This is a genomic window from Bradyrhizobium sp. Ce-3, from assembly GCF_022835695.1.
Taxonomy (GTDB): Bacteria; Pseudomonadota; Alphaproteobacteria; order Rhizobiales; family Xanthobacteraceae; genus Bradyrhizobium.
Genome location: NZ_BQUV01000005.1, coordinates 460,546 through 476,048, shown reverse-complemented (window position 1 = coordinate 476,048; position 15,503 = coordinate 460,546). Strand labels below are relative to the sequence as shown.

The following is a 15,503-nucleotide window of genomic DNA, read 5'->3' as shown; positions in this document are numbered from 1 at the left end:
AATTCGACCAGACCGAATCGAGATGGAAGTCCATGCGCCGTTTGCTGCTGTTGCGTCACGCCAAGACCGAAACCGACGCGCCTTCGGGGCAGGATCAGGACCGCCGTCTCGACGAGCGCGGCCACCGCGACGCGGCGGCGATCGGCGGCTGGATCGCCCGCCACCCGCCTTTGCCCGATCTGGCGCTGGTGTCGCCGGCGGTCCGCACCACGCAGACCTGGGAGATCGTGCGCGAGGCGCTGAAGGGCGCCGGACGCGCGCCGAAGGCCGAATTCGTGCCGGAACTCTACGGCGCCGATCCGGCGCAACTGCTGACCGCGATCCGGATGGCCTCGGTCACCGACCCGAAGCGGCTGCTGCTGATCGGGCATAATCCCGGCATGCATGAGCTCGCGCTGACGCTGACCGGCAGCGGCGACGAGGCCGCCAAGCGCGCGCTCGGCGACAATCTGCCGACCTCGGGGCTCGCCGTGTTCGACTTCGCGACCGACGACTGGAACGACGTCTCGTTCCGGCGTGGCAAGCTGATGCTGTTCGTCAGCCCTAAGCTGTTGAAGCAGGCCTCGCGCAGCTGACGCGAGCCGGACAGCGCCGCTCCGCCATGCTATATTGATGCCGGCGCGACAGGGGGACCGGTTCGCGACGACACCACAGGCTAGTTCAAGAACAAGAAGGCGCGCGTCCCGCCACAGGGACCAAACGGCTCCAGACCAATCGCGGACAGGAGGCGCTGATGTACAAGTCCATTCTCGTGCCGATCGACCTCGCCGATACCGATCTGGCGAAGCCGGCGATCGCAACCGCTGCGACGCTGTCGCAGACATGGAGCGGAACGGTGCGTCTGCTCAACGTGCTGCCGATGACGCCGGTGATGCTCGCCGAATATGTCCCGGCGGACTTCGACAGCCAGCAACGTGAAACGTCGGAGGAAGCGCTTGCGATCGTCGCACGCGAATCCGGCATCGCGCCCTCCCGCATCTCGGGCGTGGTCCGTCAGGGCGGCATCTATCACGAGATCCTCGAGGAGGCCGCGACCATGAAGGCCGACCTGATCGTGATGACCTCGCACCGGCCGGCGATGCGCACCTATTTCCTCGGCTCCAATGCCGGCCACGTGGTGCGCTACGCCAAATGCTCGGTGCTGGTGGTGCGGCACTAAAGCGGGATGAGTTCTGGGGCCGTCGCAGGCGGCGCCGCCAAAATATCGAAAACAACCCCATGCACAGTAGCCGGCGGCGGCCGGCGTTCGACCAGGCGGCTTGACACGTCGGGCAACTCAGGGATACTCTTCTAATATTCCGAAATCGCGGACGAAGATGGCGTGGAGGACCGCAACGGCTCGATGGCGGTCCATTCATCGTCGGCACGTTGAGTTCTTCACCCTTTGACGCCCACAAACGGACCTAACTATCCTTGAGGGGCGCGCCAAGCGTGTCTGCCCCCCGTCGCCCGTGCATGATAGGATCTGCTCAGAGTTTCATCGCAGCGAAGCGCCGAGGCCGAAGGTGGCGAAACGGCTGAAAAAGACTGACCCGCCGCTGCCCCGGCAGCGCGAGGGTGTCTCGCGATCGACATCTTTGCAGGGACGAGAGACAGAACTCGCTCTGATCGATCGGCTTCTCAGCCGGATCGATCTAGGTGGTTCGGCGCTCGTTATCAGCGGGGCGGCCGGGATTGGAAAATCGACGCTGCTCGAAGAGGCCAAAAGCCGGGCACGCGAAAGCGGCATCACCGTGCTCAGCATGACGGGTGTCCAGGCTGAAGTGCATATCGCGTTTGCTGGACTTGAGCAGGCACTACGCCCGCTCATGAAGCAGGCAAAGTCTCTGGCTCCTCGCCAGCGGTCTGCTCTGCTGAGCGCTTTTGGCGTGAGCGATGATGCCGCTGCGATTCCAGATATCCGGTTGGTCGCTCTGGCGACGCTTACCCTTCTGACCGGAGGTGCGGATCACAAGCCAATTCTGCTCCTCGCTGACGACGCCCAGTGGTTCGATGAAGCAACACGCGACGTGTTGTCCTTTGTTTCCAGGAGACTGCGTTCAGATCCCATCGTAATGCTGTTGGCTGTACGCGAGGGTTTCGATTTTCCGTTTGGAGACGCCGATACCTTGCGGCACGTCGTTCCGGCTCTCGGCGATGCCGACGCAGCGCGCTTGCTCGACGTCCAGGCGCCCGAGCTTTCCAGCGAGTTGCGAAGCCGATTTTTGAAGGAAGCCGCCGGCAATCCATTGGCCCTGCTGGAGCTGCCGCGTGCAATCCAAGCGGCATATGATGGTGATGCCCGATGGCTCCCGTTGACCGAACGTCTTGAACGCGTCTTTTGCAGCCGTGTCTCAGAACTTCCCAATGCAACGCGGATGCTCCTATGCGTAGCCGCGGCGAACGACGGCACGTCGCCTTACGAAATCATGCGCGCCTGCGAAGTGGTGCTCGATGGGAGTGTCGGAGTTGATGCCTACGCGCCCGCCGTCTCGGCCAAGCTGATCGAGTTCGATGCAAGCGAAGTACGGTTTCGGCATCCGCTTGTACGATCCGCGATCTTTCAGGCAGCCGACGTTGTCACACGCCAAAAGGTTCATGCCGCGTTGGCGACGATCATCGAAGATCAGAATCGTCGACTTTGGCATCGTGCGGCAGCGACGATCGGCCCGGACGATGAACTGGCTGCTGAACACGATCTGATGGCTACCCGTGCTCATCGGCGCGGTTCTATCGCCATGGTCGTTCAGATTCTGCAGGTCGCAGCAAGGCTGAGCAGCACGACAAAGGCGAGAAGGGAGCGGCTTTTGCAGGCCGCCGAATTTGCAGCAGTTGATCTTGGGCGTCCCGACCTGCTCGAGCATCTGTTGCGGGGGGCCGAGGTGGATGGATCGGATAGACTGAGCGCCGCTCGGGTCGCGTGGTGTCGCGAGATAAGCCAGCATGTGGCAGTCCATGATCCCGGGAAGATCTTAGCTCTGATGGACTTTGTCGATCAAGCGCATGCAGCTGGCGCGAAGGATCTCGCAAGCAACCTTCTCGTGCGCGCGGCGCAACGCTGCTTGTGGAGCAACGCGAGCAGTGACGTCCGCGCAAGCGTTCTCGCCACAGCAAGCCGACTGGACTTTCCGGAACTCGACGCACGCTTGATCGCGATTTTGGCCTATGTCGAACCGCTACGACAAGGCGGCGAAGTGTACACGAAGCTGAAGGCGCTCTCTGCAAGGAGCATCGGCAATGCAAATATCGGACGCCTGCTGGGAAGTGCCGCGAACATCATCGGCGCGTTCGATCTTGGCGTCAGATTTCTGGCCGAATCCAATGCAGAGCTGCGCAAACAAGCCCTGATAGGCAACCTCCCGCGTGTGCTTTTCGTTCAAGCCTGGTCCGAGATGGAGGTCGGCGATTGGGTGGGGGCAGCCAGAGAAGCCGAAGAAGCGGTCCGTTTGGGCGAGGAGACCGGAGCCGCCTTATGGGCCGGCGCGGCCATGACCGTGAAGGCGAACCTCGCGGCCATGCAAGGCGATCTGGAGCAGTGTGAAGCGCATGCTGCTGAAGTGGAGCGCCGTTTTATATCTACTGGCGTCAGCTTCCTGCCGGCGCTTCTGCAGTTGGCGCGAGGCATAGGTGCCATCGGCGCCGGTCGGCATTTGGAGGCCTTTGAGCACTTGCAGCGCCTCTTTGCCCCAGCCGATTCCGCCTTTAGCTACGGTCTGCAGTATTTTGCGCTTGCGGACTTCGTCGAAGCGGCGGTCTATTGCGGTCGATCGCAAGCTGCGCGCTGCTTGATCGAAGAGATCGAGCGCGCCTCGGCTCCGAGCCTAGTGCCGTGGGTCGAGACAATGCTATCCTTCGGCAAGGCGCTGCTCGCGAGCGATGAAGAGGCGGAACGTTTGTTCCTGCAGGGACTTGGGCCGGCTGCAAAGAGCTGGCCTTTTCTGCGCGGGCGTCTCCTGCTTGGTTATGGCCTTTGGCTGCGACGACAGCGCAGGCCTGCCGATGCACGGGCACCGCTGCGCGAGGCCCGCGACATTTTCGACGCGCTCGGCGCTTCACCCTGGAGCGACCGCGCGCGAGAGGAATTGCGAGCAGCCGGCGAAGCCAGTCTCCGCCGAACCGAGCAGATCTGGGAGACGCTCACGCCACAAGAGTTGCACATCGCGCAACTCGCCGCTCAAGGGCTTTCGAACAAGGTGATCGGAGCCAGACTGTACCTGTCACACCGAACGGTCGGCTACCACCTGCACCACGTCTTTTCGAAAACCGGGATCACCTCCCGATCCGGCCTGGGAGCCGTCATCTCCAAAGCAAACAGCCCGGCAACCTGATCCGGTCTGTCACCGGACTGGTCATCTGACAGATGCGTATGTCGCCGGCCGCCTGCATTCTCTGCGTGTGAAATCCACGAGGGACTGTAGGCGTGCAGATAGTCTTCTTCTTAATAGCGGCCTGGACCTGGTTACGGATATTCCCACTGCCGCGGGTCCTGGCCGCCGCTCGAAGACACCTGAGACGCTGCCGCCTCGTCGCTAACCGTCTCTTTGAAGGAAGCTGAGGTGACACAGGTTTATTTCCACTGCTTCCACGCAGACGAAGTTCTGATCGATCGGTGCGGCGCCACGGTAGACGACCTCACGGAAGCCCGTGATCGTGCCACCTCCGTCGCTCGCTCCCTGACGACGGCACGAAGTCTCGAAGATTGGCGTGGCTGGATCTTGCACGTCGAAGACGACGTTGGCGCAGAGCTCTTCGTGCTTCCGTTTGCTTTCGTCCTCGGCAAACCGAATTGAGAGCAACCTGAGGCCCGTCCTCTCCACCACCAACCCGACGAGCCGACCCGCCCTGTCACCGGACCGGTCATCTGACAGATGGCACCTGCCTCGGTGGCCGATATCTGAGCGCGAATGCCGAAACACTGACAAGTTGATGAGGGATTGCTTTGGTCGCTACAACAGCTCAGCAGCCGTTCACGACAGCCAGGATTCCCGCCGGCTCGTGGACATTCGCCGTCCGCGTTTGGCTGGCCACCATCCTGGCGTTGTTTGTGAGCTTTTGGCTCCAACTCGAGGCGCCGTTCACGGCGGCGGTCACCGTCGCGATTCTTGCTGAGCCGACCCGCGGTCAGGCGCTGGACAAGGCTGCCTTTAGACTAACTGGCACCATTGTGGGTGTAGCAGCCTCGATCGCAATCACCGGGTTGTTTTCTCAGACAAGAGATTTGATTCTGGCGGCATCTGCGGTGTGGCTTGGTCTTTGCGTCTTTGCGTCAAAACTGTTGGACGGTAATCGCGCCTATGCGGCCGTCCTGTCTGGCTACACCGTTGCAAACATCGCGATACAGCAGATCGACAATCCGCAGAACGTGTTTGACGCCAGCGTGGAGCGCGGCGCGGCGATCGCCGTCGGCATCATCTCGATAGCGGTCGTCAATGTGTTGCTGTCTGCTCCCGATCGTCAGTCACGACTTGCCGTCCAACTGGCGACAATCCATCGGCGCGTGCGCGACTATGCAAGCGTCGCCTACCGTGGTGAAGGGGATTCGGCGACCTTCCTGGCGCTCGTACGGGATATCGTTGGACTCCGTCCTGACGTGGCAAGCGTTGCTCTCGAGTCGAGCAGTGGCACCGTCGTAAGTGCCGCCGCCCGCAGCGCTACGGTCAGCCTCATCGCTGAATTGCAGGCGGCCAGGGCCTTGACTGCAAGTCATACCGATCTGGAGCCCGACGCTTCCGCATGGAAAATGCGAGAGTTGCTTCGGCGGGACGACCACGTCTGCCAGGATTTATTGGCTCTGAGGTCAGTCAAATGGCCCTCTCGATCGCAGCGAGCCCCCTTATACCGCTCGTTTCGAATCGCGGCTGACACCGCTGTACGCGCCGCTCTTTGGTTCGCGATAGCATCGACGCTATTCGTCTGGGCCGGGTGGTCTGCGGCAAGCGCTTCACTGTATCTTGTCGCGACGGTTGCTGCATTGGGAGTCACAACGCCCAACCCGCGAGATTTTGCCGCGATAGCCCTTGTTGGTGCGCCGGTCGCGGTCCTGTTGGCCGGCATACTCGAGTTCGTCGTGCTCGATGGCGCTGACGCCTTTCCTACACTGGCGATCGCCCTGGCTCCTTTTGCAATCGGCGCGGCATTGCTCCTGCCGTCGCAAAATCCCGTGTGGTCGGGACTCGGCCGGATCAATCTTATCGCCATCCCGACAATCCTGGCGCCGAGCAATCCTCAGTCCTACAACCCCGAGGCATTCCTCTTCACGTCTCTCTTCATTGTCGCGGCTCCAGCGGTCTTGCTGGCGGCGCAAATGCTTATTCCGCCTGTCTCCAACGAGAAACAGAGGAGTCAGCTGCTTGCGGAGGTTCGCGGCGAGTTGGGGCCGGACAACAAGAATAGCGAAACTCCGGAGGAAGCAACGTTCCGCGACGCGTCGCGCATCGGACAATTCCTTTCTGCCGATGGTGCGCAGGACAATCGTGCCGTCGCGGAACTGCTCTCCTGCTTCGATCGGTCGGCGATGATCCGGCTTTGCAGCACGAAACTGACGCAGTTCGCCGATGGGCCGCTCGCTCCACTGGCACGTCAAGCGCGCGAAGCGATCGGCACGCGAGACACAGCCGCGCTCCGCGCCGTCGCCCGCGTGCTCCGCGCGAACGCGTCCCACAAGGACGCGATCGAGGCGGAAACTGCGGAGTGCCTTGTCCTGACAAGCGACATGATCGACCGGAACAGCGGGCCGAATTCATCTCGGGAGGCAACCTGATGGCACATACCTTTGGTGAGTTGGTCGTCGGAGGCGTGCTGGTAGCGCCTTTTGTGACCTACCTGTTGGCAGCGCTTGCTGTCGTCATCGTGCTTCGGCCGCTCCTGCATGTTGCAGGGTTTGCGAAGCTATTCAGTCACGCCGCAGTCGCACAGCTCAGTCTCTTTGTGACGATTCTGTGCCTGTTGATGCTGTTTTTCTAAAGGAGATAGCCATGAATGCGATTGTTCGTGAGGAAGCTATTCAGCAGGACGCGACGCAGGCAAGCGTAGCGCAGTTTTCGCCCGCATCGCCTCGTGAAACGGTCGTGTTCGACGAGATCGCACGACGGATCTCGGAAGACTATGCAGACGACGAACAGAGGTCCTCACCCCCGGAACGGCCTATGTCACGGCGGCAAGGCGACGCCGCACGAACGCTGCGACTTTTGGTGCGCGGACTGGCTACAGCCTGCATCGCGATCGTTGCGGTGCTGAGCGCCCTCGTGGCTTGGGATCGGTATAATGCCGCCCCCTGGACGCGCGATGGGAGCGTGCGAGTTCAAGTTGCCAACGTGGCGCCGCAGATTTCGGGGCAGATCAAGGAGCTGCGGGTCGTCGACAATCAATTCGTTCACAAGGGCGACATCCTGTATGTCATCGAGCCCTTCGATTTTGAGATCGCGCTACGCGCGTACAGGGCGTCGCTACAGCAAAAAATCGCTGACAGGGACGTCAAGGATTTGCAGGCCGAACGACGGCAGCGCTTGTCTGATCTCGCGGTGAGCACCGAAGAGAAGCAGACCTACCAGGGAAATGCTGTTCAGGCGGCAGCCGTCGTGGACACGGCTCAAGAACAGGTGAAGCAGGCGGAGATCAACCTGCGGCGTACCGAGGTGCGCAGTCCGGTGAACGGGTTCGTCACCAATCTCCTGCTCCGAGTGGGAAACTACGCGGTACAAGGGACCAGCAACATCTCGATCGTCGACACCGACAGTTTTTGGATCGACGGCTATTTCGAGGAGACCAAGCTGGCCCGATTCTGCGTGGGTGACCGCGCCGAGGCCAAGCTGATGGGCTACCCGGCGCCGATCATTGGCCACGTCGCAACGGTGACGCGTGGGGTCAGCGTATCCAATGCGGCGGCTGCCACGCAGGGCTTGCCCAACGTCGATCCGGTTTACACCTGGGTACGCTTGGCACAACGCGTGCCGGTCCGCATTGCGATCGACAAGGTGCCATCGGGGGTGCCGCTGGTGTCCGGCCTGACTGCGACTGTCACGATCCGTGACGGCAAGGACGACGAGGGCAAAACGCTGCTTCAGAGGGTACGCGCCGACCTGGAGCGGAGCTTTGCTGGATTACTCGGCGGAGATCCGGCGCGCCCAGGCTGCATTCCTACCCCATCGTGACTTCCACTGACTCAACAATCTGAGGAGACAGACTCATGTCCAATAGCCCCACTCAGCGAATGACGATCGGTGACTTCCTGCTTCGCCGTCTCGAGGAGGCCGGAATCCAACATTTGTTCGGCGTTCCCGGCGACTACAATCTGACGCTGTTGCAGCAGCTTCAGGACACCGGCACACTGAAATGGATCGGCACGACCGGAGAGCTGACCGCGTCCTACGCGGCAGACGGCTATGCGCGGCTGAACGGCCTCGGCGCACTCCTCGTGACGAACGGCGTCGGCGCCCTGAGCGCGATCAATGGTGTCGGCGGCTCATACAGCGAGCATGTCCCGGTCATCTGCATCTGCGGATCGATACCGCTCAGGTCCATTGACCGTGGTTTGGGAATGCACCACACGATGGCCGATGGGACTTTTGATCACTTTCTTGACGCCTACGCGCAAGTCACCGTCGCGCGGGCCAGGATCACTCCGCGCAACGCCGCCACCGAGATCGATCGGCTGATCCTGACCGCGTGGCGGGAAAAGCTTCCCGTGTACATGGAACTGCCGTCCGACATCGCGTACCTCGAGATCGAGGTTCCGGCAGAACCGCTCGTGCTCGCCGAACCGCCGAGCGATCCGGAACGGCTGCGTTCGTGCATTGCCGCTATCGCGGCGCGACTGTCCGCCGCTACGTCGCCGGCGATCCTCGTTGATGCGGACGCGGACCGCTTTGGCGTCGCGTCTGAACTCATGGACCTGGCCGCGAAGATGCAGGCTCCAGTGGCGGTCATCAATGCAGCCAAGGCCGTGATCGACGAGACGTTCCCGCATTACCTCGGCATCTACGGCGGCAAGGCAAGCGAGCCAGGCGTACGCGAGGCGATCGAGAGCAGCGACTGCCTGCTCTCGATCGGTTACCGGCCGATCGAGGTGACCACCGGCGATTTCACGGCTTCATTGCCGGCCGACACGATCCACGCGCGTGGCCATTCGGTGGACGTGGGTGATGAGAACTATCAGGCGGTGACGCTCAAGGAGGTCCTCCGCGGCGTGATCGACACGATCCAACCCGTCAAAGGCCGCGCCGGGCATCATGTCGCGCCTGCCGTAGCAGGCACTCAGGCCAACGGGTCCGCCAAACTGACCCAGGCTGCCTATTGGCGAGCCATCCAGAGCTATGTTCGACCCGGGGACGTCCTGTATGTCGACAATGGCACGTCATTCGTTCTCCTGGGCCTGAAACTTCCGAGAGATTGCACCTTCATCGGGTCAATCAACTGGGGATCGATCGGTTACTCGGTCGGAGCCTTGCTTGGTGCAATGACCGCGGCGCCGCACCGTCGTCACCTGCTGTTCGTCGGCGATGGCTCGTTCCAGGTCACTGCGCAGGAGCTGTCGACCATTCTGCGACACGACCACAAGCCGGTGATCTTCCTGATCAACAACGGCGGATACACGATCGAACGAGGCTATATCGGCCAAGACGAGCCCTACAACGACATCGCCAACTGGTCCTATGCCGATCTGCCGAAAGTGCTCCGTCCCGACACGTCGGCACGCTCGTTCGTCGTTAAGACTACCGGGGATCTCCAAAATGTCCTCAACGCACCGAATGACGCGATGATCTTCGTCGAGTCGATCATGGATCCCCACGACGCTCCTGCTGCGGTCATCGTCAGCAGCAACAAGGGGGCCGACCTCGACTACGGCCCTCGCGGCCCGCAGCGGCGCGACAACTTGCAGCTTCGGCCGGCTACACTCGACGCTGGCCGACCCAGTGAAGGAAACACTCCGGCGGTACCGATGCCAAAATCTGAAGAACGCATCGGAGAACTTTCATGACCGACACCAAGCCCAGTCGCCGCATCGCCGTCATCGGTACCGGTGTCACCGGGGCGATCCGGATCTCGCTGTTCGCCGCCAGGGGACTCCATGCGGTCGAAAGCAACGGCGCGCAGAACGCTGAGACCGCCCGGGCAACGGTCGGCGGCGGTAAACCCGCGCCCATATTGGGGAGGACCTCCTATGAGCGATAAGGCCGCCGACGAGCTATCAAGCGAACCACCAACTGTACATCGGAACAGCATTGGTACATGGATTGTGCTCACGGTGTTGTCGTTGCTCTTGGTCGCGACTGGCGTCGTCGCCTATCTCGGTTGGTCCCTCGGAGATGCCGACGTGCCAACTTCGGGTTATGTCGCGATGGGGTTCGGCGTCATTTTCTCCTTGCTTGTCGGCATCGGATTGATGGCGCTTCTTTTTTACAGCAGTCGCAAAGGGTATGATGAGCCGGCAGTCTTGATTGAAGGATCTTCGGCGATCGATGTAGATGCGGCAGATCGCGGCGCCTAGATCGCTGGTGTGATCGCGAATAATATGGCTCACGCCCTCACGGCCCCGTCAACAAGATCACCGAAGCTCACCCACACGCAGCTTGCCACCAACAAGAGCTACAAGAGGACCGGATGATTGACCACGTTTACATATCCGTCACCAACATCGACGAGTCATTGGCCTTTTACTCTGAAGCCCTGAAGCCGCTCGGCTGGAGGATCTTCGGTAACTACGACTCAGCTTCGGGCCCCGAGGGCGTCCCTGATCTCTACGGAATCGGAGACGACGTCTACGGCAGCGGAAAGGCGGTCGGATCAAGCATCTGGCTACGTCAACGCAAGCCCGGCGAGACCGGGCTGTATCTCGGGATTGTCTGCGACACAAATGAACTGGTCGACGCAGCTTATGCAGCGACAATCAAAGCTGGAGGCACCGACGAGGGCAAACCGGCGGATCGCACCTACTTCGCCTCCGGCTACTACGCCGCCAATGTCGCGGACTTTGACGGCAACCGCCTCGAGTTCGTGCATAAGGCGTGGAACCCCCAGCGGCGCACATAGCATCGCAACGGGTTTACGGGAGCGCCTCCTGGCGGCGGCCGGCGTTCGACCAGGCGGCTTGACACGTCGGGCAACTCAGGGATATTCTTCTAATATTCCGAAATTGTGCAGACGCCCCTCGGATGGCCCCGCGACGAACGGGTTCCGTTTTGCTCGCCGCCGGTGTTTGCTCTGCATGGAAGTCACGCGATCAATGCTTCATTCCAAGTGATTGCAGGACGAGCAATGAATAACACCGCACTGTTTGCCCTTGGTTTATTGGCCGCGGGAGTTTGGTCGCAAGACAGCGCGAGATGTCAGACCTCGCTTCATCCTCCGCTTTCGCTTGCGCCATCGCCGTCGAATGAGGGATCGGCATCTCCGGCCGCAACCAACAGCGCGTGGCCGCCGACCGCGACCGCCAAGAGCTCGGTACTGCCTCGAGCCGCTGAAGATTTGCCGCCACGCTCCACTGTCCGACGATCTGCACCTGTCGAACATAGGCCGTCGGAGTCCGACAGTGTTTCGCAGGCACAAGTAATCGACAGGTCGCGGGCGTCGGCTAAACCGGCCCCCGATTACGATGGTTTTAGCGTCGACATCGACGACGACACGTCAAGCCGGACGACGCGCCCCGTCCGATCGCACCGGGCAAAGCAGCCCAAGCTCGATCAAGAAGCAGATCGTGTCCCTGGGCACCAATCGGTCGATCCCGGGGACGACGACAAGCTGAACGGCAAGCTCACGATTTGCCGCGGCTGCAAGTAACAGGTGCCACTCCGGCCGGCCGTCTGGATTGGCGCTTCATTTCTCTGGAGATTTTCCGGCGCAGGAGTTATCGCGCTGAGCGGATTCTGAAGCGACCACCGGGCGTCGCCTTTCAAGCCAAATGTGCTCCGCTGATTCCTCGATAGGGAACAAGTTGCCAAGAAACCACAGCGATCGAAGGGAATGTCAGCCGATCGCATTTCTCGTGGCGGCGCTCGCGCTCGCGGCCTATTGGTAAGGGCTGTAAATCAATGATTTTGAGTTCAGCATTTTCGTTCTGGCGTGCGGATTGATTACAGCGGGAATGGCAATGGAGCCAATTCCCTCGAGCCGCGGGGCAAATCACCAAATGAATTTTAGCAGTCAATCGCAATCTAATCGTTCGAATCCTGCGCATTCCATACCGGTGGCTTCCGACGATCAAACGAGTCGGAGCGGTAGCATCGAGACGCGCTTTGGCTTCAAGGCAACTGATCTGATCGTGTACCCGGCTCACGGCGTCGGCCAGATTGTCGCGATCGAGGAACAGGCAGTGGCAGGAGCCCAGCTTGAGTTCTTTGTCGTCTACTTTGCGAAAAGCAAAATGACGCTACGAGTTCCTACAAGAAAAGCGGCGAGCGTCGGGATGCGTGCGCTTTCCGATCCAGCTGCCGTCCAGCACGCACGAAGCATCCTCAGTCAAGCGCCTCGCAGAGCGCGTGGCAATTGGCCCCGGCTTGCTCAGGAGTATGAGAGCAAGATCAAGTCGGGAGATATTCTCGCCATCGCAGAAGCGATGCGCGATCTCTATCGGCCGGAGTTCAATTCCGGTCAAAGCTACAGCGAACGACAGCTTTATGCGGCCGCACTCGAGCGGCTGTCGGGAGAGGTTGCCGTTGTCGACGGCGTCACCGAAGAAGCGGCCGTCCGAGAGCTTGAAAGTCTGATGATGACCGGGGCAAGACGAAGCGCCTAGAGCAGTCTACGGAGATCGGCAGGCAGCCTAACACTATGCGTAACAGTCCGGAGGGGACCCGCGCCGGTCGCCCGTTTGCGAGTCTCAGGTTGAGAGCTGGGCGACCGGCCGCGAGCTAGAGCCAGCGGTTCTCTGCCGGAGGACGGCCGGTTCTGCTGTTGTAATTCGTCAAAGCGGGGTTGGTTCCGGTATCCGGGCCATTCCGCCTGTGCATCGCACCGAACTCGCCTCTCTCCTGCCCTAGACCCGCTGGCGCCATCGAGTTCGACAAGTCTGTTCAGCAACCCCCGCAGTCTCGCAGCCATCGGCGACGCATCTCGAGTGGAACAGTAGCGAAGCCGCTCGTCACCGACGGAACCAAACGTTTTCGACGTAGGTGCATTGTTATTGCCGCTCCGCAGACGCGAGGCGCATCATGAGCGTCTTTCGACGAGCGATGTATTTCTCACGATTGCCATCATGAGCATCACTGCCCTGGCCGCGCGCCGGTTACGACCAGGGCACAACGCCGCCCGCTTAAAATGCACGCGGGCAGCGTTGGCTCTAGCCCCAGGATGTAAAGTGCAAAATCCTGACGAATAGAAAACTCCGTTGCCCCGCAAACGTTTCTTACCCAAGAAGGGGTAGCCGCGACCAGCGCGGTCAGGCTCAATGAGGCGCTGGCCGGCGGCGATTGGTCGCTATGGACCGAAAAGCGGACGCATTGTGCTCACGTCGAATTCTTCAGCTTCTGGCCCAAAGCAGATTTCTGAGCCACCATTCGTCTCTCCCGATCATCAGCGAGGCCGAATCCTGATGATTTGACCTGGGTTACTGGGATCCGGCGATCATCTGCCATCGCGACTAGAGACCTGAAACTTGATCTCATCCAGCTTTGAGAGCAGAAACTTCAGCATCAGTGAGCCGTTAGCCTCGTTGTAACCGATCACCAGATCGACCATCGGTGCTCCCTGTATCGGGCGGCTGACGATGGTTTTCGGCAGCAGATTTTGCGCATAGAGCGGAAGCAGGCTGATGCCGCCAGTCGAGGCGATCAGTGAGACCGCCATTGCCAGATTTTCTGCCTGATGCGCAGGTTTGATCGTCAGTCCGTGGCGCTTGAAGAACGCCTCTATCGCGGTTCGCAAGACCAGCGCCCGCACCGGGGACACGCCGACATACACTTCATTCGCCAAATCCTGGGGCCTGATCGAGCTGCGCTCGGCGAGTCGATGGTCGCGAGGCATGAAAGCCAGCACCGGATCCTGTCTTAGCAACTTGAACTGCAAGCCTGTTGCGTGCTTCTCCGGACGCAGGAACGCCAGGTCGATCGTGCCGCGCACCAGTCCGGCGGCCAGGTCGGGCGAGTCTTCGCTACGAATCGTGATCTCGGTGCTTTGCAGCTTGCTGCGCAGGATACCCATCACGGCCGGAAGCCAATCCATTTCGTAGCCAGTGAGAAATCCGATCGTGATGGCCGATTTCTCCGGTCGAGCAGCGCGTCGCGCGGCTTCCGCCGCGGCCTCGACTTGCAGCAGGGCCACTCGGGCATGGTCAAGGAACACGCGCCCGGATGGAGTCAGTTCGACGCCGCGCGGTCCGCGCACGAACAGCTGCACGCCGAGCTCCAGTTCGAGATCGTGGATCTGACGGCTCAGTGATGGCTGCGCGGTGTGCAGGCGCTTTTCGGCCGCAACCGAGAAGCTGCCCTCTTCGGCCACGGCGACGAAGTAACGAAGGTGTCGCAGCTCCATAGATATCCCTCAAAAGTATAGCTCGAACCCTACGAAGTCTTTCTAAAAGAAGCCAGCCCCTCCTAAATCTCCAGTCATGAAGCCGCACCGACGCAAAAAGCCTCCGAGGCTCCACGGCGGACGGTTTGGCGAACCAGGCCGATCAAGCATATCGGCCACACCTGCTGGAGAGTGACATGACCCATCCCGTTGTCCTGATTACAGGTGCCCTGACCGGCATCGGCCGCGCCACGGCGCTCGCCTTCGCCCGCGATGGCGCCAGCCTGGTGGTTTCCGGTCGCCACGACGATGCCGGCCGCGCGCTGGCCGATGAACTCCGTTCGCACGGCGTCGAAGCCGAATTCGTCCGCGCCGACGTCCGTCGCGAGAGCGACGTTTCGGCGCTGGTCGAGCGGACGATCAAGCGGTTCGGCCGGCTCGACGTGGCAGTCAACAACGCCGGCACGGAAGGCGCGCCCGGTCCGGTGACCGAGCAAACTGCAGAGAGCTACGCAGCGACGTTCGACACAAACGTGCTCGGCGTCCTCCTGTCGATGAAGCACGAGCTCCGGATCATGCAGCCGCAAGGCTTCGGCAGCATCGTGAACATCTCGTCGACCATGGGCAGCCGCGGCGCGCCGAATGCTTCGCTCTACGTCGCCAGCAAACATGCCGTCGAAGGCTTGACCAAATCCGCCGCTCTGGAGGCGGCCGCCTTCGGCGTTCGCGTCAATGCGATCGCACCCGGCCCGATCGAGACCGCAATGCTCGACCGGTTCACGGGCTCGGCCGATCGCAAGGCCGGGATGGTCGCGGGAATTCCGCTGAAGCGTGCGGGGCGCCCCGAGGAGCTCGCGGACGCCATCCTGTTCGCGGCTTCGAGCAAGGCGTCGTTCATCACCGGCCAGATCATCAGCGTCAACGGCGGCAAGACCGCCGCGTGAATATTCCCGATAGCAATTCAACCAGGAGAACAACCATGACCGACCTCATCAGCCGAACCGCTCTCGTCACTGGCGCCTCCCGAGGCATCGGCCGCGCCACCGCCCGCGCGCTCGCTCTCGCCGGCGCCCGCGTCATCG

Annotated in this window: 14 protein-coding genes and 1 pseudogene; 14 read left to right on the top strand and 1 reads right to left on the bottom strand. The window is 61.3% G+C overall.

Annotation, left to right across the window (positions count from 1 at the left end; translation table 11 throughout):
- Positions 1-32: 32 nt before the first annotated feature.
- From BRSPCE3_RS20065 to BRSPCE3_RS20010, 12 genes are all read left to right on the top strand, one after another.
- Positions 33-575, top strand: coding sequence for a histidine phosphatase family protein (locus tag BRSPCE3_RS20065; protein ID WP_244067805.1), 543 nt, complete (start codon positions 33-35; stop codon positions 573-575).
- Between the two features lie 158 nt (positions 576-733).
- Positions 734-1,159, top strand: coding sequence for a universal stress protein (locus tag BRSPCE3_RS20060; protein ID WP_244067804.1), 426 nt, complete (start codon positions 734-736; stop codon positions 1,157-1,159).
- A gap of 346 nt (positions 1,160-1,505) precedes the next feature.
- Complete coding sequence (locus BRSPCE3_RS20055; RefSeq protein WP_244067803.1) at positions 1,506-4,307, top strand: LuxR family transcriptional regulator; 2,802 nt, start codon at positions 1,506-1,508, stop codon at positions 4,305-4,307.
- A 228-nt stretch (positions 4,308-4,535) separates the two neighbouring features.
- Positions 4,536-4,769, top strand: a complete 234-nt coding sequence (locus BRSPCE3_RS20050) for a DUF6894 family protein (RefSeq protein WP_244067802.1) — start codon at positions 4,536-4,538, stop codon at positions 4,767-4,769.
- 149 nt (positions 4,770-4,918) lie between these two features.
- Positions 4,919-6,739: an FUSC family protein gene (locus BRSPCE3_RS20045; RefSeq protein WP_244067801.1), complete on the top strand. Its 1,821-nt coding sequence runs from the start codon at positions 4,919-4,921 to the stop codon at positions 6,737-6,739.
- A complete protein-coding gene (locus tag BRSPCE3_RS20040; RefSeq protein WP_223975764.1) occupies positions 6,739-6,942 on the top strand; it encodes a DUF1656 domain-containing protein in 204 nt (67 codons plus the stop codon). The genes BRSPCE3_RS20045 and BRSPCE3_RS20040 overlap by 1 nt, the downstream gene beginning before the upstream one ends.
- A gap of 11 nt (positions 6,943-6,953) precedes the next feature.
- The gene (locus BRSPCE3_RS20035; protein ID WP_375709931.1) at positions 6,954-8,129 is read left to right on the top strand and encodes an HlyD family secretion protein; all 1,176 of its coding nucleotides are present in this window, start codon (positions 6,954-6,956) and stop codon (positions 8,127-8,129) included.
- Between the two features lie 35 nt (positions 8,130-8,164).
- A complete protein-coding gene (locus tag BRSPCE3_RS20030; RefSeq protein WP_244067800.1) occupies positions 8,165-9,955 on the top strand; it encodes an alpha-keto acid decarboxylase family protein in 1,791 nt (596 codons plus the stop codon).
- Positions 9,952-10,149, top strand: coding sequence for a hypothetical protein (locus tag BRSPCE3_RS20025; protein WP_244067799.1), 198 nt, complete (start codon positions 9,952-9,954; stop codon positions 10,147-10,149). Before BRSPCE3_RS20030 ends, BRSPCE3_RS20025 begins: the two co-directional genes overlap by 4 nt.
- Positions 10,139-10,465: a hypothetical protein gene (locus BRSPCE3_RS20020; RefSeq protein ID WP_244067798.1), complete on the top strand. Its 327-nt coding sequence runs from the start codon at positions 10,139-10,141 to the stop codon at positions 10,463-10,465. The genes BRSPCE3_RS20025 and BRSPCE3_RS20020 overlap by 11 nt, the downstream gene beginning before the upstream one ends.
- Positions 10,466-10,578: 113 nt before the next feature.
- Positions 10,579-11,007 (top strand): VOC family protein, encoded by a 429-nt coding sequence (locus BRSPCE3_RS20015; protein ID WP_244067797.1) that lies wholly within the window; start codon positions 10,579-10,581, stop codon positions 11,005-11,007.
- 1,096 nt (positions 11,008-12,103) lie between these two features.
- Positions 12,104-12,709: a CarD family transcriptional regulator gene (locus BRSPCE3_RS20010; RefSeq protein ID WP_309296319.1), complete on the top strand. Its 606-nt coding sequence runs from the start codon at positions 12,104-12,106 to the stop codon at positions 12,707-12,709.
- An 827-nt stretch (positions 12,710-13,536) separates the two neighbouring features.
- Here the strand turns inward: BRSPCE3_RS20010 and BRSPCE3_RS20005 are convergent.
- On the bottom strand, positions 13,537-14,442 hold the full coding sequence (locus BRSPCE3_RS20005) for a LysR family transcriptional regulator (RefSeq protein WP_244067796.1): 906 nt from the start codon (positions 14,440-14,442) through the stop codon (positions 13,537-13,539).
- A gap of 176 nt (positions 14,443-14,618) precedes the next feature.
- On the opposite strand from BRSPCE3_RS20005, the gene BRSPCE3_RS20000 reads away from it, so the two are divergent.
- Both BRSPCE3_RS20000 and BRSPCE3_RS36075 read left to right on the top strand, forming a co-directional pair.
- Positions 14,619-15,365 carry an SDR family NAD(P)-dependent oxidoreductase gene (locus BRSPCE3_RS20000; RefSeq protein ID WP_244067795.1) on the top strand — a complete coding sequence of 249 codons (747 nt, stop codon included), beginning with the start codon at positions 14,619-14,621 and terminating at the stop codon, positions 15,363-15,365.
- A gap of 35 nt (positions 15,366-15,400) precedes the next feature.
- Positions 15,401-15,490, top strand: a pseudogene (locus BRSPCE3_RS36075) (oxidoreductase); the annotation flags it as partial.
- Positions 15,491-15,503 lie beyond the last annotated feature (13 nt).

Bases quoted from the DNA above. Each gene is read 5' to 3' on its own strand.
- BRSPCE3_RS20015 (WP_244067797.1), top strand. From the start codon at position 10,579: ATGATTGACCACGTTTACATATCCGTCACCAACATCGACGAGTCATTG.
- BRSPCE3_RS20025 (WP_244067799.1), top strand. From the start codon at position 9,952: ATGACCGACACCAAGCCCAGTCGCCGCATCGCCGTCATCGGTACCGGT.
- BRSPCE3_RS20040 (WP_223975764.1), top strand. From the start codon at position 6,739: ATGGCACATACCTTTGGTGAGTTGGTCGTCGGAGGCGTGCTGGTAGCG.
- BRSPCE3_RS20020 (WP_244067798.1), top strand. From the start codon at position 10,139: ATGAGCGATAAGGCCGCCGACGAGCTATCAAGCGAACCACCAACTGTA.
- BRSPCE3_RS20065 (WP_244067805.1), top strand. From the start codon at position 33: ATGCGCCGTTTGCTGCTGTTGCGTCACGCCAAGACCGAAACCGACGCG.
- BRSPCE3_RS20035 (WP_375709931.1), top strand. From the start codon at position 6,954: ATGAATGCGATTGTTCGTGAGGAAGCTATTCAGCAGGACGCGACGCAG.
- BRSPCE3_RS20010 (WP_309296319.1), top strand. From the start codon at position 12,104: ATGAATTTTAGCAGTCAATCGCAATCTAATCGTTCGAATCCTGCGCAT.
- BRSPCE3_RS20005 (WP_244067796.1), bottom strand. From the start codon at position 14,442: ATGGAGCTGCGACACCTTCGTTACTTCGTCGCCGTGGCCGAAGAGGGC.
- BRSPCE3_RS20060 (WP_244067804.1), top strand. From the start codon at position 734: ATGTACAAGTCCATTCTCGTGCCGATCGACCTCGCCGATACCGATCTG.
- BRSPCE3_RS20030 (WP_244067800.1), top strand. From the start codon at position 8,165: ATGTCCAATAGCCCCACTCAGCGAATGACGATCGGTGACTTCCTGCTT.
- BRSPCE3_RS20000 (WP_244067795.1), top strand. From the start codon at position 14,619: ATGACCCATCCCGTTGTCCTGATTACAGGTGCCCTGACCGGCATCGGC.